This is a genomic window from Pseudodonghicola sp. (assembly GCF_048268305.1).
Taxonomy (GTDB): domain Bacteria; phylum Pseudomonadota; class Alphaproteobacteria; order Rhodobacterales; family Rhodobacteraceae; genus Pseudodonghicola.
The window spans coordinates 1-25,962 of record NZ_JBLWVT010000013.1 but is presented as its reverse complement, the minus strand read 5'-3'; the positions used below and the strand labels follow the sequence as shown (position 1 = coordinate 25,962).

General features: G+C 62.7%; 21 protein-coding genes and 1 pseudogene. 14 read left to right on the top strand and 8 right to left on the bottom strand.

What is annotated here, in order from left to right:
• Positions 1–29 precede the first annotated feature (29 nt).
• The 6 genes from ACN0V4_RS19830 to ACN0V4_RS19805 all read left to right on the top strand — a co-directional run bounded on the left by ACN0V4_RS19830 (position 30) and on the right by ACN0V4_RS19805 (position 5,222).
• Positions 30–488, top strand: coding sequence for a MarR family winged helix-turn-helix transcriptional regulator (locus tag ACN0V4_RS19830; protein WP_417679351.1), 459 nt, complete (start codon positions 30–32; stop codon positions 486–488).
• Entirely contained in the window at positions 485–2,374 is a 1,890-nt protein-coding gene (locus ACN0V4_RS19825) for an FUSC family protein (protein ID WP_417679349.1), read from the top strand. Before ACN0V4_RS19830 ends, ACN0V4_RS19825 begins: the two co-directional genes overlap by 4 nt.
• A gap of 497 nt (positions 2,375–2,871) precedes the next feature.
• Complete coding sequence (locus tag ACN0V4_RS19820; RefSeq protein WP_417679347.1) at positions 2,872–3,570, top strand: MotA/TolQ/ExbB proton channel family protein; 699 nt, start codon at positions 2,872–2,874, stop codon at positions 3,568–3,570.
• 6 nt (positions 3,571–3,576) lie between these two features.
• The gene (locus ACN0V4_RS19815) at positions 3,577–3,954 is read left to right on the top strand and encodes an ExbD/TolR family protein (RefSeq protein ID WP_417679345.1); all 378 of its coding nucleotides are present in this window, start codon (positions 3,577–3,579) and stop codon (positions 3,952–3,954) included.
• A gap of 7 nt (positions 3,955–3,961) precedes the next feature.
• A complete protein-coding gene (locus tag ACN0V4_RS19810) occupies positions 3,962–4,381 on the top strand; it encodes an ExbD/TolR family protein (protein WP_417679343.1) in 420 nt (139 codons plus the stop codon).
• A gap of 7 nt (positions 4,382–4,388) precedes the next feature.
• On the top strand, positions 4,389–5,222 hold the full coding sequence (locus ACN0V4_RS19805; RefSeq protein WP_417679342.1) for a TonB family protein: 834 nt from the start codon (positions 4,389–4,391) through the stop codon (positions 5,220–5,222).
• A gap of 390 nt (positions 5,223–5,612) precedes the next feature.
• On the opposite strand, the gene ACN0V4_RS19800 is transcribed toward ACN0V4_RS19805, so the two are convergent.
• From ACN0V4_RS19800 to ACN0V4_RS19790, 3 genes are all read right to left on the bottom strand, one after another.
• Positions 5,613–6,062 carry a hypothetical protein gene (locus ACN0V4_RS19800; RefSeq protein ID WP_417679340.1) on the bottom strand — a complete coding sequence of 150 codons (450 nt, stop codon included), beginning with the start codon at positions 6,060–6,062 and terminating at the stop codon, positions 5,613–5,615.
• 83 nt (positions 6,063–6,145) lie between these two features.
• Positions 6,146–6,583: a hypothetical protein gene (locus tag ACN0V4_RS19795; protein ID WP_417679338.1), complete on the bottom strand. Its 438-nt coding sequence runs from the start codon at positions 6,581–6,583 to the stop codon at positions 6,146–6,148.
• Positions 6,584–6,649: 66 nt separating this feature from the next.
• A complete protein-coding gene (locus tag ACN0V4_RS19790) occupies positions 6,650–7,657 on the bottom strand; it encodes an NADP-dependent oxidoreductase (protein ID WP_417679397.1) in 1,008 nt (335 codons plus the stop codon).
• Between the two features lie 106 nt (positions 7,658–7,763).
• On the opposite strand from ACN0V4_RS19790, the gene ACN0V4_RS19785 reads away from it, so the two are divergent.
• From ACN0V4_RS19785 to ACN0V4_RS19755, 7 genes are all read left to right on the top strand, one after another.
• Positions 7,764–8,681 carry a LysR substrate-binding domain-containing protein gene (locus ACN0V4_RS19785; protein ID WP_417679336.1) on the top strand — a complete coding sequence of 306 codons (918 nt, stop codon included), beginning with the start codon at positions 7,764–7,766 and terminating at the stop codon, positions 8,679–8,681.
• A 543-nt stretch (positions 8,682–9,224) separates the two neighbouring features.
• Positions 9,225–9,539: a calcium-binding protein gene (locus ACN0V4_RS19780; protein WP_417679334.1), complete on the top strand. Its 315-nt coding sequence runs from the start codon at positions 9,225–9,227 to the stop codon at positions 9,537–9,539.
• Between the two features lie 18 nt (positions 9,540–9,557).
• Positions 9,558–11,963: a Hint domain-containing protein gene (locus tag ACN0V4_RS19775; RefSeq protein WP_417679332.1), complete on the top strand. Its 2,406-nt coding sequence runs from the start codon at positions 9,558–9,560 to the stop codon at positions 11,961–11,963.
• A 59-nt stretch (positions 11,964–12,022) separates the two neighbouring features.
• Positions 12,023–12,808, top strand: a complete 786-nt coding sequence (locus tag ACN0V4_RS19770; RefSeq protein ID WP_417679330.1) for a hypothetical protein — start codon at positions 12,023–12,025, stop codon at positions 12,806–12,808.
• Between the two features lie 42 nt (positions 12,809–12,850).
• Positions 12,851–14,473: a hypothetical protein gene (locus tag ACN0V4_RS19765; protein ID WP_417679328.1), complete on the top strand. Its 1,623-nt coding sequence runs from the start codon at positions 12,851–12,853 to the stop codon at positions 14,471–14,473.
• On the top strand, positions 14,466–16,118 hold the full coding sequence (locus ACN0V4_RS19760; RefSeq protein WP_417679327.1) for a glycosyltransferase family 4 protein: 1,653 nt from the start codon (positions 14,466–14,468) through the stop codon (positions 16,116–16,118). Before ACN0V4_RS19765 ends, ACN0V4_RS19760 begins: the two co-directional genes overlap by 8 nt.
• 313 nt (positions 16,119–16,431) lie before the next feature.
• Entirely contained in the window at positions 16,432–17,673 is a 1,242-nt protein-coding gene (locus tag ACN0V4_RS19755; protein WP_417679325.1) for a glycosyltransferase, read from the top strand.
• Between the two features lie 612 nt (positions 17,674–18,285).
• On the opposite strand, the gene ACN0V4_RS19750 is transcribed toward ACN0V4_RS19755, so the two are convergent.
• From ACN0V4_RS19750 to ACN0V4_RS19730, 5 genes are all read right to left on the bottom strand, one after another.
• Positions 18,286–19,755 (bottom strand): TniQ family protein, encoded by a 1,470-nt coding sequence (locus tag ACN0V4_RS19750; protein WP_417679395.1) that lies wholly within the window; start codon positions 19,753–19,755, stop codon positions 18,286–18,288.
• A gap of 2 nt (positions 19,756–19,757) precedes the next feature.
• A complete protein-coding gene (locus ACN0V4_RS19745) occupies positions 19,758–20,735 on the bottom strand; it encodes a TniB family NTP-binding protein (RefSeq protein WP_417679323.1) in 978 nt (325 codons plus the stop codon).
• Between the two features lie 5 nt (positions 20,736–20,740).
• Positions 20,741–22,933: a hypothetical protein gene (locus ACN0V4_RS19740; RefSeq protein WP_417679321.1), complete on the bottom strand. Its 2,193-nt coding sequence runs from the start codon at positions 22,931–22,933 to the stop codon at positions 20,741–20,743.
• Positions 22,933–23,727, bottom strand: coding sequence for a hypothetical protein (locus tag ACN0V4_RS19735; RefSeq protein ID WP_417679319.1), 795 nt, complete (start codon positions 23,725–23,727; stop codon positions 22,933–22,935). Before ACN0V4_RS19735 ends, ACN0V4_RS19740 begins: the two co-directional genes overlap by 1 nt.
• A 660-nt stretch (positions 23,728–24,387) precedes the next feature.
• On the bottom strand, positions 24,388–24,900 hold the full coding sequence (locus tag ACN0V4_RS19730; RefSeq protein WP_417679317.1) for a transposase: 513 nt from the start codon (positions 24,898–24,900) through the stop codon (positions 24,388–24,390).
• A 179-nt stretch (positions 24,901–25,079) separates the two neighbouring features.
• Here ACN0V4_RS19730 and ACN0V4_RS19725 point away from each other — a divergent pair.
• A pseudogene (locus ACN0V4_RS19725) lies at positions 25,080–25,962 on the top strand (transposase); the annotation flags it as partial.

The following is a 25,962-nucleotide window of genomic DNA, read 5'->3' as shown; positions in this document are numbered from 1 at the left end:
TCCAAATTATTTGAAAGCACATGCAGCCAATGACCCAGACATCACCCCGCGACAGATTCGGTTTTCTCTTCGTCACCCTGGCCCGCCGCTGGCGCCGGGTGATTGACCACGAACTGGCCAAGGCCGGGCTGACTGATGCCACCTGGACCCCGTTGATCCACCTGAAGGAAAGCGGCGACGACATCAGCCAGACCGAGCTGGCGATGCGCGTCGGCCTTGACGGCTCGTCACTGGTGCGGCTGCTCGACCTGCTCGAGAACAAGGGGCTGATCGAACGCCGGGTGGACAGCCACGACCGTCGCGCCCGCCGCATCCTGCTGACCCCGGCAGGCGAGGCCGAGGTCGCCCGCATCCGGGCGCAGCTCTATTGCGTCGAACGCGCGCTTCTGTCCGACCTCAGCGACGGGGAGATCGCCACCATGGTCCAAGGGTTCAAGGCGATCGACGCGCGGGCAAACGACATCTTGATACAGGAGAACGCGAAATGATCGCCTGGCTGGCCAAGCTCGGCTTTGACACCCCGCGCATGCTCTATGCCGGACGCACCGCGATCACCGCCTGCCTGGCCTTCATGCTGGCCTGGATGCTGGGGCTGGAGCACCCGCAATGGGCGGGGATGACAGTCTGGGCCGCGACCCAACCGACCCGGGGCCAGTTGCTGGAGAAAAGCCTGTTCCGGATCCTCGGCACCATCAGCGGCACCATCGTCGGCGTGCTCCTGGTGCTGTCGATGCAGATCCACCCGTCGTTCCTGGTGATCGGGCTGACGCTCTGGGTCGGGCTCTGCACCTGGTTCGGCAACCTGCAACGCGGCTTTGTCGCCTATTCCACCGTGCTGGCGGGCTATACCGCCGCCATGGTCTCGCTCTTGGACAGCGCCCATCCCGATCACGTCTTCGCGCTTGGCGCCGACCGCTTCGCCACCGTGCTGACCGGGGTTCTGACCGCTGCGGTGATCGGCTATCTGCTCTCTCCGAAGGTCGATGCCAACGGGCTGCGCCGGCGGCTGCGCGACTTGCTGGCCGACCTGCTCGAACGCGCCGCCGCCCCCGCCGGCACGATCACCGAGGACGGTGACCGCGATCTGTTGTCGCGCCTGGCCGCCATCGAAGAAGGGCTTGATCCCCATGCCGCCGGCTCGATCCGCTCGCGGCGCGAGGTGCGCGCGACACGAGCCCTGCTGATCGCGGCAATCCCGGCGCTGCTGAGACGACGCAACGGCGCCGATATCGCCGCGGATGAGATCACCGCCGAGCGGCTGCGCGGCGCGGCGCAAGCCCTCAGGGCCGACGATCTGGCCGGCACGCAAGCCGCGCTTGCCTTGGCGACCCAGGCCGCCGCCTTCGGCCCCGCCCCCGGGCTGCGCGATACGCTGGCCGCGCTGGGAACGGCGCTGGCGCAATGGGCGCGGCCCACCGATCCGCTGACGCCGGAACCGGCGCTGCCGATCGTGCTGCACCGCGACTGGACCGGCGCCCGCGAGGCGATGATCCGCGCCATGGGCGGGCTGGGGCTGTTCGGCGCCTTCTGGCTGATCACCGGCTGGAGCATGGGCGGCTATATGATGCTGGGCCTGTCGATCATGCTGTCGCTGATGTCGACGATGGAAAACCCCGCCCAGTTCATGCGCTTCGTCGCCCTTGGCCAGGTCTATGGCGTCCTCGGCGCCCTGGCGGCGCGCTGGCTGGTCTGGCCACTGGCCGAGAACGAATTCCAGCTCATCGTGCTGACCCTGCCCTTCATCCTGTTCGGTACCCTGCTGGTCGGCCACCGCCGCACCGTCGCCGCCAGCTTCGATTACAACATGGTCATGTTGCTGCTGTTGCAGCCGCATTTTCCGCTGACCGGAAGCTTGATCACCTCGATCACCATGGGGGCGGCGGTGGTCGCCGCGCCGCTGGTGGCGATGATGGCCTATCGCATCGTCTATCCGGTTGGGCTGCGGCGACGGCTCGACACCCTGCTGAACGCCATGCTGCACGATCTTTCCGATCTGGCCGCCGATCCCGCGGCGCTGAACCATCGCGAGATCTGGCGCGCCCGGCTCTATCACCGGACGCTGCGGCTGGTGCGGCTGTCGGAACGCTTCGCCCGCGCCAATGTCGAGGCGATGGGCGCCAGCCTGGCGCTTCTGAACCTGGGCCATGCGGCGATGCGCTGCCACGAGATCGAAGCCGACCCCGCCAGCAGCGACAGCCAGCGCCGGGCGGCACGGGCGGCGCTGGGGCGGCTGCAGAACTTGCGGCAAAAACCCCAGAGGGCGGAACAGGCGCTGGCGCATCTGGGTCAGCGGCTGAGCGGAGAGGATGCCGATCTGGCGCAGCGCGCGGCCCGGGGCGTTTCGGTACTAACCCCGGCATTCCAAACGGCCTGAAACCAACGGAGGTTGCGAGCCAAAGCGCCAGCATCAGCCACCGCCCCCGGCCCCTGTCGGCACGGTGTCGGAAAGATCGGACAGTACCGCCCCGGTCATCACCTGATCGGGGCAGCCGCCCCGCCTTCAGCGCCAGCGGATGATCGACATAGGCCGCGATCGTGCTGCGCCACGACAAGGGCGCCCCCACCTGCGGGCGGGCAAGTGTGACGCGAACGCCCCTGCGAAAGCCTTGATCGCAGGTCGCGCGATTGCCTCCCGCCGCGGCTCGGCGGTTGGCGCGCCCCCGAGCCGCGCGGCGCCCCGCACCTTCGACATTCCGCCGCGAATGCTGCATAACCGGAGCATCTGCGGCGCCGGAAAGCGTCACGGACGGGGTCGCCCCCGAGGTACGGTTTTAGTTGACGAAAAAAGTCAGTTTTATTAGCAACTGGAGAAAGGCGCGCGGAGCCCCCGGTTTTGCGCCATAAACTTCTGGCCGAGTCACGGTGGTGCCCATGGAATTCATGTCTCTGAACGATACCCTCTCCTCTGTTCTGGATTTCCTGAACATCGGTGGACCGTCGATCTGGGCCATCGCGGCGCTGTCGGTGATCACCCTGGCGCTGATCCTGTGGAAGGCCTGGGATCTGCTGACGCTGGGCGCCTGGAACGGCGCGCATCACGTGCATAAGGCGATGGAAGACTGGGCCCGGGGCGACGCCGCGGCGGCGCTTGCCCAGCTCAAGGGCCGCAGCACCATCCGCGCCCAACTGACCCGCACCGCGATGGAGGCCCATGCCAATCCCGAGTTCGACGACGACGCCGCGCAGCAGGAAACCGTGCGCGTCGCCAAGGCGCTGCTGGCGCGGGGCCGCACCGGGTTACGCGCGCTCGAGCTGATCGCCACCATCGCGCCGCTGCTCGGGCTTCTGGGCACCGTGCTGGGCATGATCTCGGCCTTCCAGGCGCTGCAGGAGGCCGGCGCCCGCGCCGATCCCGCGACGCTCGCCGGCGGGATCTGGGAGGCGCTGCTGACCACCGCCGCCGGCATGGCGGTGGCGATCCCCGCCTCGATGGCGCTGACCTGGTTCGAAAGCGTCAACGACCGGCTGCGCCGTCAGCTCGAGGATATCGCCACCCGCATCTTCCTACGCCGCCGCGCCCTTGCGCCGAAGCTGGAGGACGAGGCCCGCGACGCGCTGGCGGCGGAGTAAGTCGCGATGACCTTTGACGATCCCCGCCCGCCCCGGCGCATGTCGCTGACGCCGATGATCGACGTGGTGTTTCTGCTGCTGGTCTTCTTCATGCTGGCCTCGCGCTTCGGAACCGACATGCAGATCCCGCTGCAGGCCGCCGGCGGTGCCGCGACCGAATACAAGGGGCCGCCGCGGCTGGTGCAGATCGAGCCCGACGGGCTGAAGCTGAACGGCCGCGAGATGGATCCCGAGGCGGTGATCGCCGGGCTTGGCGATCTGACCGAGACGCCCGAGGATGTCATCGTCCTACGCCCCGGTGACGAGGTGCCGCTGCAACGGCTGGTCGAGGTGATGGACGCGCTGCGCGGGGCCGGCTTTACCCGTCTGGTGCTGGTGGAGTGATCCGATGATGAGTTTTGCCGATCCCCCCCGCAAGGCGCCGATGGAAAGCATCGTGCCGATGATCAACGTGGTTTTCCTGCTGTTGATCTTCTTCCTGATGACCGCCGAGATCGCGCCGCCCGAACCGATCCCGGTGGAGCCGCCGCAGGCGAATTCCGAGGATCAGGCCAAGGCGGCTCTGACGCTTTACCTCGGCCCCGAGGGCAGCCTCGCCTTCCGCGACGCGGAGGGGGACGAGGCCGCGCTGCAGGCGCTGGAACTGGCACGGATCGCGCTTTGCGGCGATGGCGGCTGCAGCGGCATGACCCTGCCGCCGCTGGTGCTGCGAGCCGATGCCAAGGCGCCGGCCAAAGCGATCGCCAGCCTGCTGCCCCGGCTGGCGGAGATCGGCTTTGCCGATGTCCAGCTTGTCACCGTTCCGAAGTGAGGCCGCGATGCGACTGCTGATCAACGCCACCGTCTTTCTTGCCGCCGCGCTGACGGCGCATCTGGCCGTCGCCGCCCTGCACCTGCCCCAGGAGGGCGCCGCCTCTGCCGGGGATGGCGGCGAGGCGGTGATGTCGGCCGAGGCCTCCTCGGCCGACATCGCGGCGATGGTCGAGGATTGGGAACGCCCGCCGGAGGTCGCCGCCGATCTGGACCTGACCGCGCCAAAACCGCCGCAGATGACGGCGCCGGAGCCCCCGGCCCTGGCCGCTCTGCCGCGCCCCGAGCGGCCGGCCCGCCCCGAGCTGACCCCGGCGATGCCTGCGGCCCCCACCCCGCCCGACCGGATCGTCGAGGCGCCGCAACCGCCCGAACCGCCGGTGCAGCAACAGGAGCCTGAGCCCGAACCGGAACCCAAGGTGGCCAAGGTCGAACCGAAACCCAAGGCCCCCGCGGCTGCGCAGACCAGCTCCCGTGCCGAACGCGCAGCCGGGACCGGTGGCGGCGTGAACGCGGGCGACGCCCAGTCTTCGGCGCCCTCAACCCTGTCGACCTCCCGCGCGCAATCGCTGCAGACCCGATGGGGCGCCTCGATCCGCGCCCGTATCGAGCGACGCAAGCGCGTGCCCCGTGGCGGAGGCGACGGCACCGTGATCCTCACCGTCTCGGTCGCGCCGAGCGGGGAGCTGCTGGGCGTGTCAATTCACAAGAGTTCGGGGCGCAGCGAACTGGACCAGGCCGCGCTTGCCGCAGTCCAGGCCGCCGGCCGCTTCGCCTCTGCGCCCAAGGGGCTGAGCGACGGGCGCTATACCTTCAGCCTGCCGATCCGCTTTGCTGGCTGAGCAGGGCGTGAGACCTGGCGCGGGAGGGGGCTGTCTGCCCCCTCTTGGCCCTTCGGGCCAATTCACCCCCGAGGATATTTTCAGCCAGAAAAAGGGGGGAGGCCGAGGCGACGCGACCGGGCGCGGCGATAGCCATTCCGTGGCGCAGGCGTCTGTTTGGGCGATTTTGCGTCGTTGGAGCAAAAGAGCGCTGCTTTGACCAAAAAACGAAACGAACCACTCTTAATTCATTGAAACAAAATACGCATTTTGACCGCGTGAAATCTTGAACCTATTCCGCGCCGATTTGAACCAATTCCATGCGGAGCGCCGCGCGCGACCCAAATTCTGTGCGCAGCAAAAAGCCCGCGCTTTCGCGCGGGCTTCGGAGAGATAAGATAGCTGGATGCGCTATCGACACGCGAGCGCCTTTTGCTTTTCCCAAAGCTCGACCATCTTCTCCCCCTTGAAGAGCGGCTCGTAGTCCTCAACCGAGAACGGCGAATAGCCATCAGGCAAACCAGTCTTCGCCATGGGCGCCCGGCAGAAATGCCGCGGTCTGAGCATCTTACCCCCCGCCGTTACTGCTTCGAGACGAGCGTCGACCAGAAGCTCGATCACCAGCCTCCACCGGTTCGCACCGGCGACCGCCCCGGCGCTCTTGCGCGGACAGATGTGCTGGCCCTCGTCGTAATGAATGCCGTGGATCCCCTGTTCCCGCGCCTGAAAGCCGATCATGTCCCAGAGTTCGCGTCGGATCATCCGACCTCCCACCGGCAACCGGAAACCTTCGCGCAGGGTATGCACTCCAAGATCCTTCCAGCCCATCGTGCCCGCCAGCCCTATACTGACGATCTTCATGGGGCGCCCATCCGGCATGAGGGTGCTGCCGTCATTGACCTCACCGAGCAGGCGCTCGATTTCAGCGGACTTGCCGAACCAGGTCAGTCCAAGACATTCAAATCCGTCCGACGCACGATATCGTCATGGACCGCCCCGAACCATGCACCAAGTTTCGCCGGGTCTCCGCACATGCGCAGAGCGCCACTTTTCAGATATTCTTCAAGGGCGAGAGCATAGGCGGGATCCGTGCTGAAGAGCTGATTGAGCCTGCGTGCCGCCTCGGACGTCACCTCGACCGTGATGTCCGCCTTTTCCTCCGGGGCAGCACCGATCCGGAAGGAGGGAACACCACACAGAATATCGAAGCGGAGGCCCTGAACCAGTCCCGGTGCGATCTCTTCCCCATCGCTGTAGCGTTCGACCAGCGAAACGGTCTGCTCAGATGGGAGATCGGCATGCTGCGCGGCCTGTTGCAGGCGCTCTCCGACCATTGTCAGCCATTGGCGGCTGCCGGCGGGCAGTCTGGTGTCATCTGTCATGTTGATGGTCCTGGAGATGGCCTCCGAGCGCCGATTCAGGCATCGGCGTTCGAAGGTGTTTTCACGTCAGGCGATATTCAGAATAATCTTGCCCTGAATGTGCCCTTCGGCGGCGCGGGCGTGGGCCTTCGCGACCTCTGATAGCGAAAATTCGGAATCGATGACCACACGAATCGTCCCGTCGCCCAGCAGGGATGACGCCGCATCAAGCTGCGCGCCATTGGAGCGCACCTGTGTGGCGGAGATGGTAATGCCGCGGCGATCGGCCTCGGCGTAACCATCAAAGCCCAGCGGATTGACAATGAACAGTGCTCCGCCCCGTGCCAGCGTTTCGAGGAACCGCGCAGCGGGTGCACCGCCGACACAATCGATCACGAGATCCAGATCTCGGTAGATTTCTTCGACTTTGACTTGCGTGTAATCAACGACCTCATCCGCACCGAGATCGCGCAGCAGGTCGCCATGCCGTCCCGAGGCGACGGCGATCACATGCGCACCCTGCCATTTGGCCACCTGCAGTGCGAGATGTCCGACACCCCCGGCAGCACCATTCACCAGCACCCGCTTGCCCTTCAAAGGAACGGGGACATGGGGCTTTGCCTGAAAGGGATTGGGCACCTCATGCCCCAATTCAATCAGAAATTGCCAGGCGGTCAGGAGCGACATCGGCGCCCCTGCGGCGGCCGCGTGGTCGATAGATGCAGGTTTTTTCCCCACTTGGTCCGCCGGGGCCGTGACATACTCCGCATGTCCCATGGACTGACCCATCATGCCCTCCGGAAAGCGCACCATCGCGTAGACCTCATCCCCGGGGGAGAACCCCGCCACATCTTCGGCCACCGCGTCGACCACTCCCGAAATGTCTGTCCCGAGGATAAGCGGAAAATCCCCCTCGGGTTGCCAGTCGGGCGGCAAAGCCCGGTAGCCATCGCGCAGATACCAGTCAGGCGGGTTGAGACTTGCGGCCTTCACGCGGATACGGATTTCGCCGGGGGCCGGGTCCGGAACCGGCGCGTCTTCGTATACGACAACCTCGGGTCCGCCGAAGGCGTGCTGGCGGGCGGCTTTCATCATCTGGGTCACGGGCTGTTCCTCTTCATCCATATTCGCTGATGAGGGGTAGATACACACCGTGCCGCAGGTTAATAATGCCTCCTGATATAATTATAGTTGTGCCCTTATGGAACAAATTGGACTCGAACGCCTGACCGGCCTCATCGCCTTCGCTCGGGCCGGTTCTTTGGGCAGTTACTCTGCGGCGGCGCGGTCGCTATCGGTTTCCCCCTCGGCTGTGAGCAAGAGCGTGCGCCGCCTCGAGGACCAGCTTGGCGTTTCCCTCTTCACTCGGACGACCCGATCCCTGACACTGACGACCGAAGGCCAGGACCTGCACCAGCGCGCGCTGCGCCTGATCGAGGCGGCAGAGGACATCGAGCAGGCCGCCACCAGCCTGCGCGCCGAACCATCCGGGAGGCTGCGGATCGCAGCACCGCTGCCCCTGGGCATCCATGTCGTCGCCCCAGCACTGGCGGCGTTCCGAAGGCAGCATCCGAAGGTCACGATTGACCTGCGGCTGAGCGATCAAATCGTCGATCTCGTGGATCAAGGGATAGATGTCGCCATCCGCATCGGTGATCTGGCGGATTCACGACTTATGTCGCGCAAGCTGGCATCGCAGAGGCTGTGCTGCTTCGCATCACCTCAGTATCTGGCCGAGCGAGGCCATCCTCAGACTCCGTCCGACCTCGCCGTCCACGATACGGTCGCGCTGCGCTTTCAGAGTTCGGGCCAATTGCTGCGATGGCCTTTCCGGAGCGGCAGCCGGATCGTCGAGATCATCCCCGATGCGGCGATTGTCGTGGATGCCAGTGATGCCCTGATCTCTGCCCTCCTGACGGGGGCGGGGATCGGAATGACATCGGCTCTGCTTGCGTACCCTCATGCAGACCGTGGTGCGCTCGTGCCTGTACTCGAAGCCCTGGCCGTGGAACGGAGCGATATCACCGCGATCTGGCCGAAAAGCCGAAGCGGCAATCCCGCAGTGCGCTCTTTCCTCGACTTGCTGGAGGATGCGTTTCGGTCGCCGACTGGCGCATAGGCAATGACCAGCCACTGAACATTCATCCAGCCGCGACCGGAGGCTGGTTGGTATTGGAAGGTTTGGGATGATGTCGACTGATGCCGTCATCTCGATCACCGGCATCCTGATCTTCGGTCATCTCCGGCAGCTCGCCGATCTTTGAGAGAACTTCCTCCAGGTGGCTCGGCGCGAAGACCCCTCGCCGGAGGGCGCCCCGTTCCGCTGCCGGAATGAGGCGGGTGAGAAAGCCTGACCGGCACAGCGCGTCGCCCCGGGCGGACTGCGACACCCCCGCATCCCGGCCCTTGGCGCGACATCGCATTCGCTGCCAGGCGTCAACGATGGATGGCAGTAGCGAAGTTCCTAGGCCGGCAAGCATCTGCAACCCATTTAGTTAGTGCGACGGTTTGTCTCGATTGTTGGGGAGCTGGCAATTTCAGCAATACCACTCGCGCCACTGGGGGGAGCAATCCGTGAGGCTGTGGACGAGGCCGCACCTCAACGGGATCTGCATCTTACCCAGTTTGCAATGTGCGTCGAACGCCACAGGGAGCCCGTCAAATGGCCAAAGGCACCGTAGGAAACGATACACTCACCGGCTCGGCCAATAGCGATACGATTCACGGATATCGCGGCGGTGACTGCATTTTCGCTACGAACGGCAACAACCTGATTTTCGGCGGCAGGGACGACGACCTCGCTGGCGCCGAGGGCAATGATCCTTTGTACGTCCGGGGCGGCAGTGATGCGCTCTTCGGCGCAGACGGAGATGACCACCTTTACGGTGGCGTCGGCGAAGACCTCATTTTGAGCCAGAACGGCAATGGCTGCGCCGAGGGCGGCGCAGAGCCGATCTGGATTTGTACTGTTCAGTAAAGGGTTTGGGAGAGTCACATGGCGAACATTTATGGCGGCCCTAACAACGATTCCCTCAACGGCACTACCGGCAACGATTCGATGTACGGCTATGGTGGCGACGACACGATCGCCGGCCGCCTCGGCAACGATGGGATCGTCGGCGGCCTCGGCAACGACCGACTGTTTGGGGAGGGCGGCAACGATTCGATTTGGGGTGAAGCTGGCAACGACACGATCGTCGGCGGCGTCGGCGATGACAGGCTGTATGGGCAGGATGACAACGATTCGGTTTGGGGTGCAGCCGGCAACGATTCCATCCTCGGCGGCTTCGGTGATGACGGGCTGTTCGGGCAGGACGGCAACGATTCGATTTGGGGTGAAGCCGGCAACGATACGATCAACGGCGATGCTGGGAGCGATTCAATCGATGGTGGTGCCGGTAACGATAGCATCTCCGGTGGTGACGGCAGTGACTCGGTCCTTGGCGGAGCCGGGGACGACACGATCTGGGGCGACGCCAACGATGCCCTCACCGTCGGGGATGACACCATCGACGGCGGGCTCGGGAACGATGATCTGCGCGGCGGCGCCGGGAATGACTCCATTTTGGGCGGCGATGGCAACGACTCGATTGCCGGCAATACCGGGGACGACACGATCTACGGCGGTCTCGGTGACGATCTGATCAGCGGCGGTGATGTCTCGGATCCGATCAGCGACGATCAGGTCTATGGCGGCGATGGCGATGACACGATCTGGGGCAATGCCGGCAATGACTTGCTCAGTGGGGAGGCCGGCAATGACACGATTACGGGCGGCAGCGGCAATGACACGATCTACGGCGGGACCGGCGACGATGAGATCGACGGTGGCGATGCAACGAACCCGGCCGGCGATGACCTCGTCCAGGGCGGCGATGGCAATGACACGATCTGGGGCACCGCCGGGAATGACAGTCTCTACGGCGAGGTCGGCAATGATGAGCTCTATGGCGGCGATGATGCGGATTCTCTGAAGGGCGGTGTCGGCGCGGACTCGCTCTTTGGCGGCACCGGCAATGACACGCTCTGGGCCGGAACGGGCGACGGGGTCACCGACACGGCCGGGAACCTCCTCGATGGCGGCGACGGCAATGACTACATGGTTGGCGAGGCCGGCAATGACACGCTGTACGGCGGTGCCGGCGCGGACAGCATCTGGGGCGGTGCCGGCAATGACTCGTTGTTCGGCGGGGCAGACAACGACAGCCTGTCGGGTGGCAATGGCGCCGACAGTCTGTGGGGCGAGGCCGGCAATGATACCCTGCTTGGGAGCGCCGGGAACGATTCACTCTCCGGCGGCGATGGCAACGACAATCTGTCGGGCGGTGACGACAACGACAATCTGGAGGGCGACGCGGGCAACGACACGCTGTTGGGCGAGGCCGGCAACGACGCGCTGTACGGCGGGACCGGCAACGACACAGTAGATGGCGGCGCCGGCGATGACACGCTGACCGGCGGAACCGGTGACGACCATTTCTACTGGGACCAGGCCAGCAACGATATCATCACCGACTTTGCGGTCGACAGCGGCGGCCCCTATACCGACGGCAATCAGAGCAACAACGATTTCATCGACCTGAGCGGTATTTTCAACGACTCGACGCTTGCAGCTTACAACGCCGCCAACGGCACGAGCTTCAAACAGCCGATCCAGGCAATGAACCACGACCTGTTGGATGGCGTCATCAGCTTCAACGGCACCGACATGGGCGGGCCGACGCTGACCATGACCGGCATCACCGGCGGGCTGACCTGGGATCAGACGAATGTGGTCTGTTTCACCTCGGGCACGCGGATCATGACACCGGACGGCGAGGTCGCGATCGAAGATCTTCATGCGGGCGATGTGGTCATGACGGCCGACAACGGCGCCCAGGAAATCCGCTGGATCGGGTCGCGCCACATTGATGCCGGGCGCCTTGCAGCCGAGCCGAAACTTCGACCGATCCGCATCCGCAAGGGCGCGCTCGGCGGCGGGCTGCCTGAGAGTGATCTTCTGGTCTCGCCGCAGCACCGCGTGCTGATCCGCTCGAAAGTGGCCAAGCGCATGTTCGGCGAGCATGAGGTTCTGGCCGCAGCCAAGCAATTGCTCGACATTGAGGGTGTCGAGGTGGCTGAAGATGTGACCGAGGTGACCTATTGGCACTTCCTCTGCAGCCGGCACGAGGTGGTCTTTTCCAACGGCGCCATGACGGAGTCGCTTTACACCGGGGCGCAGGCGCTCAAGTCGTTCCCGCCTGAGGTCATCGAAGAGATCGTCTCGATTTTCCCGGAACTGGAGACCTGGGGCGAGGAAGAGTGCCCGGACGGCGCCCGCATTCTGTTGAAAGGGCGCGAGGCACGCAGCCTTGCAGGGCGCATCGCGAAGAACAGCAAGCCGCTGCTTGAGGCAGCATGACGGAAACGTGGGCCCCAAGGCGCTTGACTGCCTTGGGACGCGACGAAGGTGGGGGAATGATGGAGATCGGTATCACCTTTCAGCGCCCCGACTTCAGCCCGAAGTCGGGGCCGGTGACGGTCGGCTGGTTCATGGATCACGATACCTCCTCAATCGTGATGTTCCCGCCCGAACGCGTGAGTTTCCGCGGCACGAATAAGACGCACGCCAAATCGGCGGCGCGTTGCCCGGCTGTGGTGCAGCTGGAAAGCCGCTATTTCCTGATCCGTTGCCCTTTCGACATCCACATCGGTTTCACGCGCGGCGACAAGGGGCAGCCCCAGCTGGTGAACCGCGCCGGACCGCGCGGGACGCTCCGGGCAGGCAAGCTGGGCAAGGTCGTGCACCTGGTGCAGGAGAGCGAGTGGCGCTACTCGGAAAAGCCGACGATCCAGTTGTCCCTGGGGTATTGCTTCGTCGCGGAGGAAATCTGCTACATCACGCAGCTCGATTCCTTCGCGCATTACCGCTCCGAACCGCTGCCCGGCACAATCTTTGGTGGGCGGTTCCCGATCCACGCCTGGGTGCGGCCGCTCATTTGGGCGTTCGAATGGCACGACACCGGCAAGGATCTGATCCTGAAGCGGGGCGATCCGCTGTTCTATTGCCAGTTCGAGGCCGATGGCCCGGACCGTCCGGTGCAGGTCGTGCCGGTGGAACGCACCCCCGAGATCGAGCGCTGGATGAAGTCGATGGAGGGGGTGGCCTCCTATGTCAATCAGACCTTCAGCCTGTTTCGGGCCGCCGAGGCGGCGCGCCCCAAGACGCTTCTGGTGCCGAAGGACCGGGGACAGGATGGCGCCTGACATGCAACGTTTCACCGCGCCCGGCGGCGCGACCGCTCCGGCATGAGCCGGTTCCCCACCATAGCGATCAGGACAACGCCGGCGGATCTGTCGGCCGCGATGGTATTCGGCGAACGCAATTCCGGCACCAACCACGCGATGGAGCTGGTCCGGCGAAACTTTCCGGCGTTTGCCGACAGCCCGGGGGACCGGGTCGGCCCGTCCGGCTTTCGCTACGGTTGGAAACACGCCTTCCCGCAGATGCTGGCCGCGCCGGTCACCACCCTGGCAATCGGGGTGTTCCGTGAGCCCGAGGCCTGGCTGCGCAGCATGCACCGACGGCCATGGCATGCGGACCCGCGGCTTCGCACCCTGCCCTTTCAGGCCTTCCTGCGCGCGCAATGGGTATCCCGGGCGGATGAGCCGAATTTCGGTCTCGGCGAAGACGACCCGGTCCTGGGGGCCGAGCTGCAATGGGACCGCCATCCGCTGACCGGCGAGAGGTTCTCCAATATCTGCGCGCTGCGCACCGCCAAGAATGCCGGTTTCCTGTCTTTGCCGCATCGGTTCGGCAATTGCATCCTGGTCAGGCATGAAGACGTGGCGGAGGATCCGGAGGGGTTCCTTCAGGCCGTTTCCGAACGGTTCGGGGTGCCGAGAGGCCCGGATTTCGAGCCCGTCGCCGCGCGTCGCGGGCGCCAGAGCGAAGGGCTGTTCGAGCCGGGGGAATATGAGCCGTTAGACGCAGCGGATCGCGATTTCCTGTGGAGCGAGCTTGATCCTCAACAGGAAGCGACGCTGGGCTATCATCGCAAGGACACGGCACAGGGGGCCGGCCCCTTGCAACGTCGCGACGACCAAGGGGCAAGACCCGCGAAGGCATCGGGGCAAGCCTCCGGTCTCACCCTGGCTGTGACATCGCAATTGCGATCACTGGCTGAGCGGGAGCCGTCGATCGAATCTCTGGCCCAGGCCTACAGGCTATTGGCGAAATGGCGCGCGCACTTGATCGAAAACACCCTGGTTCGGCGGCAGGGCACCGTGATCGGGAGCGGTCCCTTCGCCGGAATGGAATACGGTATTCCCGCGACCGAAGGGGCGCGCGTGCCACGCCTGCTGGGCGGCTACGAGGCCTCTTTGGCGCCGATCATCGAGACCATCGTCGCGCGCGCCTATGACCTGGTGATCGATATTGGCTGTGCCGAAGGCTATTATGCCGTCGGTCTGGCCCGGCGGCTGCCGGAGGCGAAGGTGATCGCACGCGATGCCAGCCCGGCCGCGCGCGAGGCTTGCGCGGCGCTGGCTCAGCGCAACGGCGTGCTCGACCGCGTCGAGATCGGTGGCGAATGGGGGCATGAGCATTTCGACATCTGCCTGAAGGCCAGAAGCGTCGTGATTTGCGACATCGAGGGCGCCGAGGACGGCTTGCTGGACCCGTGCCGGGCGGCAGGTTTGCAAGGTGCCGATATCCTTGTCGAGGTCCATGACTGCGACCGTCCCGGCCTGTCCGATGCGATTGCCAAGCGGTTTGCGCCCACCCATCGGGTCACCAAGCTGGCGCGGGACCTTGAAACCGGCGTGCTGCCGGACTGGATGGAAGAGCTCAGCGACCTTGATCGGCTCACCGCACTTTGGGAATGGCGCAAGGGACCCACGCCTTGGTTATGGATGGAACGCATTGAGTAAGGCCAGCCGAAACGCCGCCATCTGGTATGCGCGCGATGGCTATGATCCCGGCACGAACGGGATCAACGGGCGCCGCATGGCGGGCGAGTCATTCCTCAAGGGCTTCTTCAGCCACGCCGATGTGGATGAATTCGTATCCCTGACGCGAGGGCACGACGGCAGCAAGGACTTTGCCGCGGTCAAGGACCGCTACGCTCCCACGAAGCCTCACCGCGCCGTATTCCACGGCCAGACCCCCAGAATTGCACCGGTCGGCACCCTGTATTTTCCCGCTCCGAACTTTGCCGACCATTGCTGGCAGCGCCAAGCCTTCGGGATGTCACGCTATTCGATCTGCGGGATCACGCACACCACCGCGACACAATCGGTCATGCGCGGCTTCTTCGATCTCCGGGCCGGACCTCAGGCCGAGTGGGACGGCGTGATCTGCACCTCCCGCGCGGTCCATGCCGCGACGGTTCGCAACCTGGAAATCGCCGAGGCTTTCTTGCGCAACCGCTTTGGCAGCGTTCCGCCCCACCCGCAGCTGCCAGTCATTCCGCTTGGCATCAACAGCGACGATTTCTCTGCTGACGCCCAGGCCAGGGCGACCCTGCGCGAACAGATGAAATGGGGTGAAGACGATATCGCGGTGGTCACGGTCGCGCGATTGCTGCCCTACGGCAAGTTCGATCCCGGCCCCCTGTTCATCGCGCTGCAAGAGGCGCAGGAGCAGCTGGGGAAGGAAAAACGGCTGCATTTCATAGCCTGTGGCATCTTCGGCGACAACCACAGCGAGACGGTCTTCAACGATTGTGCGCGGAACCTGATGCCCTCGGTCCCCTATCATCATCTTCCCGGCGATGACCCGGTCTTGCGCAAGCAGACGCTGTCGGCCGGCGACATTTTCGCCTTTCCGATCGACAATATTCAGGAGACCTTCGGCCTGTCGCCGATCGAGGCCATGGCCGCGGGATTGCCGGTGGTGGCGTCGGACTGGGACGGGATACGCGACACCGTATCGCCCGATGTTGGCATCCGGGTTCCGACCCGCAGTGTGGGCGCCGACGCCAGCCAGCCAGAGGCGGCAGGCTACCTGTCCGGCGAGCTTTCCTATGCGCAATACGGCAACCGGCTGTCCATGCTGACCCAGATCGACCTGCGCCAGATGACCGCGGCCTTCGTTGCGCTGGCACGCGACGCGCAGATGCGCCGGCGCATGGGCACTGCCGGAAAGCTTCGCGTCAAGAACGAGTATGATTGGAGCGTGATCATCCCGAAGATCCAGGACTTCTGGGCAGAGCTGACTTCCATTCGCCTGACCTCGGGCAATCTAGAGGGCAGAGGCTCACACCATAATCCCATCGGTCCGGCGCCAATGGATATCTTCGGAAGCTATCCGACGGCGCTCGCAAATCGCTCGGATGACAGGGTGGTCGCCGTTGGCGATGCGGCGCGCCTCAAACTGATTTTTGAAGTGCGCGGTTATGACAGGTTGGGCCGCCCCGCTGAGAAAATCTCAACGCTGGAAGGCGTCCTGGCGGCGCTGATCGCACGTGGCGCATCAGGCGGCACGATAGATGAGCTGGCGAGCGATCTCGGCTGGAACAGGCTCACGGTCGAGCGTTGCGTGCTGTTTCTGCAGAAATATGGATTGGCGGACTGATGGTTGCCGGCACGACCGCTTTGTCACGCCAGTCGCTCGAGCGGTGCGGCCCCACTTGCCCAGGACGGAGGGGTACTGCGCCCCGCGTGAGGGGCATCGCGAAAGAGATCGGCAACAGGCAGGTGATGGCCGAAGTCGCGAAAGCCGCGCCAGCGATGCTTTCAGCCAAGGACGCCGCCCCCTGCCGTCGCCTTCCGCGATGGGCAGAGCCCCTTGGCCCGGGCGGTCGCGGGATGAACGTCCTTGCCAAGGAGGGCGCCGGCTTCAAGCCGCGGCAGGCTGCCGATCACATCTCGCGCTGGGGATACGGCCAATGACAAACAAAAAGACGATCCTGTTTATTCACCGAAATTTCCCGGGCCAATTTCGCCATATCCCGGATCACTTGGCAAGATCAGGCCATAAGGTCTTCGCGGCATCGGGGCGTGGTGACGCGAAGATCGGAACATTTGTCAAATTGCCCAGCGGCGTCCAAATCATTGGGTATCGTCCACAGAGACGCCCCAACCCCGATATACATTCCTATCTGCACACCACCGAAGAAGCGATACTGGAAGGTCAGGGCCTTGCCAATGCAGCGATCCACATGCGGAAAATGGGAATTTTCCCTGACATCATCGTAGCACACTCGGGTTGGGGGAGCGGGAGTTTTTCCAAGACCGTCTGGCCGGATGCCAAATTCGTGCAGTACTTGGAGTGGTGGTATGAGCCGCCGGAAACCTCTCCCGCGGATGCTGCAGATTTGAACGCAGTTCGAATTGTGAATGCCCGCGCCCAAACCCTGTGCAGGAATATTCCATTTATGGTCGATGCCGTTCAGGCAGATGCAATACTCTCGCCGAGCGCATTCCAGAGCGAAGATGTTCCTGAGATACTCAGATCAAAGCTCCATGTTATTCCCGATGGTGTCGATTGCCGGCTGTTCCATCCCCGAGAGTCGGATGAAACGATTGATATCGGGGATATTTCACTCCCTCCAGCCACGCCAGTCGTGACCTTCGCAACCCGCGGAATGGAGCCGATGCGCGGTTTTCCGGAGTTCATGGCCGCCTGGGAAAAAGTTCAACATCGCTGCCCTGACGCCCATTGTATCGTGGCCGGCACCGATACCGTGCATTACGGCGCAAGACTTCCGGAGGGCGAGACATATAAATCGCGCGCCCTCGCCGAACATGATTTCGATCCCGACCGACTTCATTTTGTGGGCCGATTGCCGCTGGAGTCATATGCGCGACTGCTTCGCAGAACCAATTGTCACCTCTATCTTACACGACCCTTCATTATTTCATGGTCGCTTCTAGAAGCGATGGCGTCAGCAGCGCCTCTTGTGGTATCTGACAACGCAGCCACTCGGGAGGCCCTTCCGAAGTCATCTCAGGCCCTGCACGTGAATATCTCGGACATTGATCAAATTTCAGAGGCGATCGTGAAAACCATAGAATCGCCCAAAGCCGCGAAAAAAAGAGGAACCCGCAACAGAAAGCGGATCGAGAAAACTTATTCGACGGATGTAACGCTTCCGAAAATCGAAAAGCTGTTGTTCTCCTTGCTGTAAATGACCGGCCACAGAGTTTTCTTCCAATGGGCACTTGAGCCCGGTTGTGGCTCTGTTGGGCTCTGATGCACAGATCCCGACATGGAGTCATCTCGTGAATCCAGCGTGGTAGCTGGGATGCATGAGCAGACCCGCAGCCCCGAGCTGCGGGATCAGGACCTGGCCGGCCGACACAGCGACACCGCCATCCAGACCTGTCTGACGATGAAGGTGCTGTTCGCGGCATGGCGCTCAGGCAGAGTGAGCCAGTGAAGGCGCCACTGGTTCAAGCCCACTGGCGAACCGGGGTCGTCGAGAGCCTGCTGCGGCTGGTTGGCCTCACATATATTAAAGGCGCCCAGTGGGCGCCTCCGATTGCCTTGAAAATATAGCTCGGCCGGATCTTGTGGCCTATTCGGCCGCAACTTTGCCCCGATTTACAAAGGCTGTAAGTCCGGGCAAAGTTGCCTCCGTGCGATCCGAAAAACCACCTGTATTCAATGGGTTAATTTACGACATTTCGGACTGGGGGCCAGGATTTCGCGAAAATTGGGGTAAGATCCCGCGAAGCCTTGAAATCAAAAAGGAAAAGCCCGCCTAGGCGGGCTTGCTCTCCAGATGTGCGATGACTGTTCAGGTCGCGTTTTTCGCGCCGACCAGGGTGCCGACATCGACAACGATGGCTCCGATTCCCGTCCGGTCGGGATTTCGAAAAGCTGGGATTTTCCCCTGAAGAACTTCGGCGAAGAGGTGTTCGAAGCGACCGGCCCCACGCTGACAGGCATAGGAAATCGGGTGGATATCCCGATCGCGGGAGCGCTCGACTTCTGGCAAACAGGCAATCCTGGCCAGAAGCTCATCCAGTTGCTTCCGTCCGAAGACAACATGGCGGACTGAGCCGGGTCCGGATCTGGGCACTAAGGGCAGCACGATCCCTTCGCGATAGAGGATTTCGACCTGGCGCTTCGATGCCCCGAGATACTCAGGGACATCACGTAAGCGGACCGCGGTCTTGAACGCCTCGACCATCGGAACCGCGGTGGCCGCTTCGAAGACCATCCTCCCGCAGTCAACCTCGGTCGCATTGGCGGGGATCTCCCCGAGCTTCTTCAGGAGGCGCGACAGACGCGGACGGTCAATCCCAACAACGGCGGCCAGGCTGTAGAGGGTGTGATAGCGCCGTTCGGTGATCTCCACACCCAGAACCGTGGTGCCGGGCTCCACAGCGGAATGCTTCACGATATGGTTTCGAAGGATGTCGCGGATCGGCCCGGGATCAATGGAATTGCTCCGGCGGTCCAGCCAGTCGAAGAGTGCGCCATAGTAGGCCAGGGGGCCAGCCTGCACGGCATTGGCGGGAGACGTCTTGCGAATGGTGTCCAGAACTTCCTCAACTGCGTCAGGGCCTTCGCTGTAGATCGAAAAGCCGATGTCAGTGGCCTCCTCGGTCTCTGCCAGGGACAGCCTGGTCAGTTTGACCTTGTGGCCGTGCTGCAGGACGCCGCCGATCATTTCGGACGCGGCCAGAACCTGTTCGAGAGTCTGATCAGCCAGCCATGATGTCTCAGGGATACCATCCCCCGCCAGCCGCCCGCGCAGCCAGCCGAGATAAGTGAGAGTTTCTTCGGTGGCGTTCACGGGCAGCGCAATGGGCACCTCATTCAAGGCGACCCTGAGGTTGGTCGCAACTGCGTTGCTCGTCGGCGCCAGCCAGACCCCATGCCTGTCGCATCGCTGCACATGGCGGAAGCCCCAGACCAGGCGAAACTTCCAATCCGTCGGGCTGCCGTCCTCGACAAGGCAGGTGGGGCAGTAGCGCTTGGCCTGCGGCAAGAGAAAGGACTTCGAGGTCGGCTCCCCACGGAACTCACCGCCGCGCTGAAACACCCGAATGGCGTTCCGATGGAGATCGGCGCAGGGATGCCCGGTTGCCTCTGCCAGACCGGCCACGGCTTCAGGGCGGCCGGAAACGAAGTGCTCATGGTGGATGCCGCAGTCCTTGAGGAGCCGCTCCATCCCACGACCGGTGTGGTACATCGACAGGCGATCAGCGTAGGATGTCAGGGTCTCTTGCGGGTCGAAGGGCAGCATCGGCGACAGCATGGTCACTGTCCCCATCCGACTGCCTGCAACTCCCGCTGAACGGTCTCCCAGTCTGTCGCGCGGAAAGGCGTGACACCGACGCACCTGTCGGTCTTGCGAAAGACGGCCTCGGCCCGCTCCAGCGAGATTTCTTCCCGTTTGCGGGTGACGGCGTCAGCCAAAATCCTCTTGCCAAGCTCGACACTGCGCCCGATCTGGCCGTGTCTGGCAAGCAGGATGCGTTCGGCAAGGGCACTACCGTCCGGGATGGTGAGTCCAAGAAACTTGGCGGAATACGCGATGTTCTTCGAGAAATCAGAGGCCGCCTTGCTGCCCGGCTGGATCTCACCCAGGTAGAATTCCTGGAACCGGCGGAAGGTCTCGCCAGATGCCTCCGACAGGATAGCATCGCGGAGGCTCGGAACACCGGCAACGATCAAGGCCACGCCGCCTGCCGATTGCATGATGTGTTTCAGGGACTGGATGGCCCCGGGCACATCACGACCTGGCCCTGGTCGAAAGATGTGGTGGCATTCGTCGATGATAATCGTCCGGATCCCCACAAGGGCCAGGCGGTGCATGACCATCTCCCAGGCGTCGGACGAACGCAGCCGGGATTCGACACGCTGGTAGCCCGTCCTCGCCAGGATCAGTTCGGCCAGCTTCTTGATGGTCGCGTCAGGCGGAACCGTAATGTAGAGAGTGTTGCCCTGCTGCGTGTCGGTCATCTCGGTGAGGACGGGGTTTATGCGAAGCATCCGCTTCAGGAGCGCTGTCTTCCCATCCCCGGAACGCCCCAGCACCATGAGCCCCCCGCTTTCCCCGGTCAGCGGGTCAATCCGGGGCTGGGCCGTCATTGCCCCTTCATCATCGATCTCGAAGAGGTCGAACAACTGGTCCTCGAGTTCGTCCTCCGTGCCGAAGCGCCAGTAGCGCGCTTCCAGCCAAGAAGTCTTTTCGGTGATCGTTGCCGGCATCGCGGTCGCAGTCTTGGCCATCATCTCAGTTACTCCATCGTATGGTCGTTGCTGTCCTGTGTGGCGTGCTCGACCACAGGTTTCTTTTCGTCTTGGGTGGTGGGGGTGAAGGGAGCGATGTCGGACGTCTCACCGAGGTCACCCATCAGGTCGCGATACTCGCCCGCCTTGCGGCGGCGCTCCGCGGTATCTGCGTGGCGCATAAAACGCTGTTCCTCATAAGCGAGGTCGTCGACGGTTTTCGGCAGGGTGATGAGGCCGACCAGCCGCTTCAGGCGATAAGACTCGCGATTGGCGCTGTTGATCCAGTTGCGACGAGTGCGCTTCTCGATGTCGTCCTCATCGGCCTCTTCGGCCTGCTCGGCGATAAAGTCGAGCTCGGTCTTGCCGATCCATTTCTCATCGCATGCCGGCACGGTCAGCCAGGGGCCTTTGTCTGCGCGGACCGAGATGGCGCCGATATCTCCATCCCAGCGCAGGATCTCGACGTCATCCACCTTCTCGCGGAGGAACATCGTCATGAGCGCGTCCGACTGGTAGTCGATGTGGTGAACCCGCACGCCTTTTCGGGACAGCTTACGACGCGACCTGACGCCAAAGACTTCGCGCATTTCGGCACTGGTCAATGACCGGGGCGGGCATTCCTTGCGCGCCTTCTCCCACGCCTTGGCCGGGGTCATGCCGATCCCGTCGTGTTTCCTGGTGTGATAGGCATCCACCACCCAGCGGACGAGCCAACAGAGGAACGTTTCGAGCGTCAAAGTTGCGCGAGCGCCGCCATCGTTTTCTCCACGCTCGACAACATTGCTGAACGCACGTCCAGAGAAGCGGAGAAGCAGGTCGCTGTGAATTGTTCGGAAAACACGTTCGATAAACGGTTTCAACCAAGGCTTGCCTGCCGGACAGCCGAGGTTGGTGATGCCTAGATCTGCGAGAACGTCATATGCGTCGTCCGTGATGTACTTGTCACCGCGATCAAATACGATGGCTTCCGGCGCGCCTGCCATGGGCCAGCCGAACGTCGCACCAGCCGCGTCGGCAACTGGGGACTTGTCCATGTAGACCATCTCCAGCGTCTGGGCGAGCGGGCTCTCGACGCCATTTGGCACGATCTGCAGGGCCAGGAAGCAGCGGGTGTGAACGTCGATGGCGCCGGACAGGGTGACGCGACATGCCCTTCCGTCGAGACCGATCAGATTCTTAGTGGACTGAGGCAGGTGGTCGAAGAGTTCAGTTTCCTTCATGAGAACGAAGAGGTCGACCGTGTACTCGTCGACCTCGACGCGCTCCAGAGCGCGCGAAGTCTCGACCCCCATGCCGAGGGTGTGAAGGTCCTTGTATGCCTGATCACGACTCTTCCTGCGCAGGGCATGATCCATTGGCGCAAGCTCTCGGATCTTGTCTACGATATACTCGTACCCGGGACGCTTCAGCTTGGCTGCCGGGACTGGCAGTCGTTCACGCCGCTCGTTTTCGGCGTCGATTGCGGATTGAACGCTTTCGACAAAAGACTTTACCGTTGGACGCTCCTGGTCCCAAAGCATGTGGAGGTGACGTTCGATGAAGGTGTCGGTGGCATCGTCATAGCGTTTGTACTGGCCGCAGTTGCGATACTTGTCGAATAGACCGTCATCGCCGTCGATCTTCCAAGCCCAGTACCATTTCCACATGGTATGCCCGCATTTGAACCCCTGGTGGAATTCGACTGCGCGCTCGTAGTGCTTTTTGCTTTTTTGGACCCTGGCCCCGCCCCGTTTCGCTTCGCGCATGGACAGGGCGGCCAAGTACTCACGGTAACGCTTGGCACCGTTCGCCACGATGCTCACGATCTTGTTGCAGAAATCATCCCGAACAAGATCGAGTTCACCAGCATCCAACATATCTTGGATCGCCAAGACATGCTGCTTACGGAACTTCTGACGGGCGACCTCTGTCGCGACACGCTCGCTGCGACGGATCCGCTCGCGGGCCGTCGGCTGTGCCAGAGGACGTTTCAAGATCTGCAGCGTGCCGTAGTTGTTGTCCGTGACAACGGCGTCGTAGCCATAAATGCTGACCGCGCTCTCGTGGCACTCGCCACCGTCGGGATCGCACCATTCCTCCCAGAAGACATGATAGCCTTCCGGGCGCAGTTCGAGCACGCGGCCCTTCCGAACGCCGATCTGAAAGTCGCAACCCTTTTCGAGAAGGACCTTGATTTTCTTCTTGAAGGGGAAGGCCATCAGGCAGACTCCCCCCGAACGATCATGGTGCGCCCAGTGATCTTGTGCGGGCAAAACAGCTTCGCGTTGCCGAACCGGATGGCTCGTGCGACGCTGCGAAAGCCCTCTCCAGCGACGCCAATGCCGGTGAGGAAGTCAGCAATGCCGATCGGACCTTCAAGAGAACGCAGACACTTGCGGACGTAGGCATCAAGTGCTGGCTCAGGGTCGCGCGCCGAGTGAAAGAGCTTCGCATTGTGCAGCTCGATGGGATTGATGTTCCGTTCGGTGACAGTCCGGACATCATCGCAGATATTGCCGATGGCCGCCTGGCGGATGCAGGCCATCGTCGTACGATACATGTACGTCTGCGCGATACGTTCCGGCTTCACCGAAATGCAGACGCGGCGTCCACCTTTGAATGTCACCCTGAAATCGAAGAAGTGCTCCGAAGGCTTGCCGTGGGGCAAGACGAACGGCAGCGATGCCAGCTGTTCTTCAATGTCCAGGAAGTCGGGACGGTAGATGAAGCAAAGGGCAGCATTGTGCTCGTACAAGCTGGCGAAGCCGAGACGCTGTCTGCTCTCACCACGATTAAAGACCAACTCGCCGACGAAGTGCTTCTTCGTCGACTTAGGGATCGCACGTTTTGCCCGACTGCGGAAAGGCTTGCGATGCGAGCGAAGCGGTTGCGGATCATGCGGAGCATGGCTCTTGATGGAGCTATTCTCAGCCATCCAAGCGCTCGTGAAGACAGGTCCGTCCACCTGGGTTGTGAAGGAATGGTCAGTAGGGTTGTTATCGTCGTTCTGCATTAGTTCTTCGCTCTAGGCATAGTGACACCGGTCCCGATCCACTCAGAATCCGGTTGGCCTGCATGTCGTGTTGATTGGGTGAAGTTCAGGCGTTCGGCGGGTTCGATGCGCGACACATCACCCGACCTCTAAGGCCGCCGTTGGGTATCAAGAGAGTTTCAGGCTCAGGCATATCTCCATCGGTCCGCTGCGGCGGCGCCGCGCGGATAAGTTTGTCGATAGAGGGCGAGGTCCAAAGTTGCCGTTGTGCCTTGAGGCACTTATGTTCGGCGCATGATCAGGGCGGACCCGCCCCAACTTTCAGCGCGCGCCCAGGTGGCGCGCGCTTTTCATTTCGCGGAAGCTTAGACTGGCGTTTCCTTCTTGTTGGTCGATTGCGATCGGGCACAGTTACGGGGCCGGCGAAATCTCACGATTACGCAGGATGGTCAATCAACTACATGATTTTATTGGATTATGTCGGAGAACAAAGCTTGCTTCAGATTTTCGCAAACTCAGATAGAGGCGGCTTTCGGCGTCCTTCTCGCCAGCTGTCGGGCATCGTTTCCAAGACAGATTAACAATGGAATGCGCGTCATGGAACCGGCCCAACTGACGACGCTGTGGATTGACTATCTCGATAACTCAACGTCGAGATTAGGGCGTCGGGCGCCGATTGCGTCAGGTTGTGATGTGAGCGTCGTACCAGAGCAACTCATCGGAGCTGCCCGCCAGGACGTCGGCCGGCGCATTGACTGCCGGGCCAACGGAAACACAGCTCCCGAGCAGTCCACCGTCGGGGAGAAGCAGCTCCTTTAGAATCTTCTTCTTGATCGCGTGCGCCGCAGCGTACGAAATCTCGAGGTGATCTTTCAGGTCATGCCCGGTTGGGTAATTTAAATCGGGATGGTGGGCATTGTGCCAAATCAGAAGTTCGGTCGTTCTAAACCACTTCTGTAGATCAACGTGGCTGCGATGAAGAAGGGAATGCGATTGCGCAGTAAACTGAAGGCGGCACGACTTGCAGCGGTAGTTTTTCCGTTTCTCCAAGAAACCGATTTGCCCACTTTCGCATTTCGGACATCTTATCCCGCCAGGCCACCGCGCGACGATCAAGCGCTCTCGGCATGCAGTTTCAGTCGGCCATGCCTCGGCAACCCCTGCCACGGGCAGGCGCAGCAGAAGCTTCATCATGTGTAACCGGCGCTCTTCCAGTGGAGAAAGGTCTGAAGGCATGCCGCGTTGAATATTGGAAATTCCTGTCCGCTCCAACAGGATGGTTGTCCAAGAGCATGGCGCCTCGACAGTTTCGGCCGAGGCTGTGTGGAAACGCTGTCCCGTGGTAAGCTTCCGCGAGGCAACGGGAGACCAGGATGGCGGGTTTCATCGACGGCATCGACCGAGACCAGGTCACGCTTTTCCCTGATCGTCTGGAGGACTGAATCGGCGAGGATCACCTGGTCCGTGTCGTCGACCTCTTCGTCGAGGAGCTCGATTTTCCGGCGCTCGGTTTCGAGCGTTGTGTGCCCGCCCGAACCGGTCGCCCGGGCTACCATCCGGCTGTGCTGCTGAAGCTCTTCATCTACGGCTACCTGAACCGCATCCCGTCCAGCCGTCGCCTTGAGCGAGAGGCGGGTCGCAATGTCGAGCTGATGTGGCTGACCGGCCGCCTGGCGCCGGACCACAAGACCATCGCCGATTTCCGGCGTGATAACGGGGCAGAGATCCGCAGGACCTGCGCACAGTTCGTGGCGCTATGCCGGCGGATCGGGGTGCTGAGGGGCGATTGCGTTGCCATCGACGGTGAGCCAAGTTCAAGGCGGTGAACAGCCGCGACCGCAACTTCACGAAGAACAAGATCGACAGCCGCCTGGCCCATCTGGAGGCTGATGTCTCGCGGTATGTCGATGACATGGCCCGTATCGACCGCCAGGAGGAAGGCGAGGCCCGGGCGGACAAGGTCGCCCATCTCGCGCGTCGCTATGGCCGCATCCGGCAGGAAATCAAGCGGCTGAAGGCAATGGAGCAGGCCTTGGCCGATGCGCCCGACGGGCAGATCTCCCTGACCGATCCCGATGCCCGCGCCATTGCGATCAGCGCCCGGCACAGCGGCATGGTCGGCTACAATGTCCAGAGCCCTGTCGACACAGAAACGCATCTGATCGTGGCACATGACGTGACCAATCAGGGCTTCGACCGCGACCAGCTGAGCCCGATGGCGGCGGCAGCCAAGGAGGCTCTTCAGCGCGATGACCT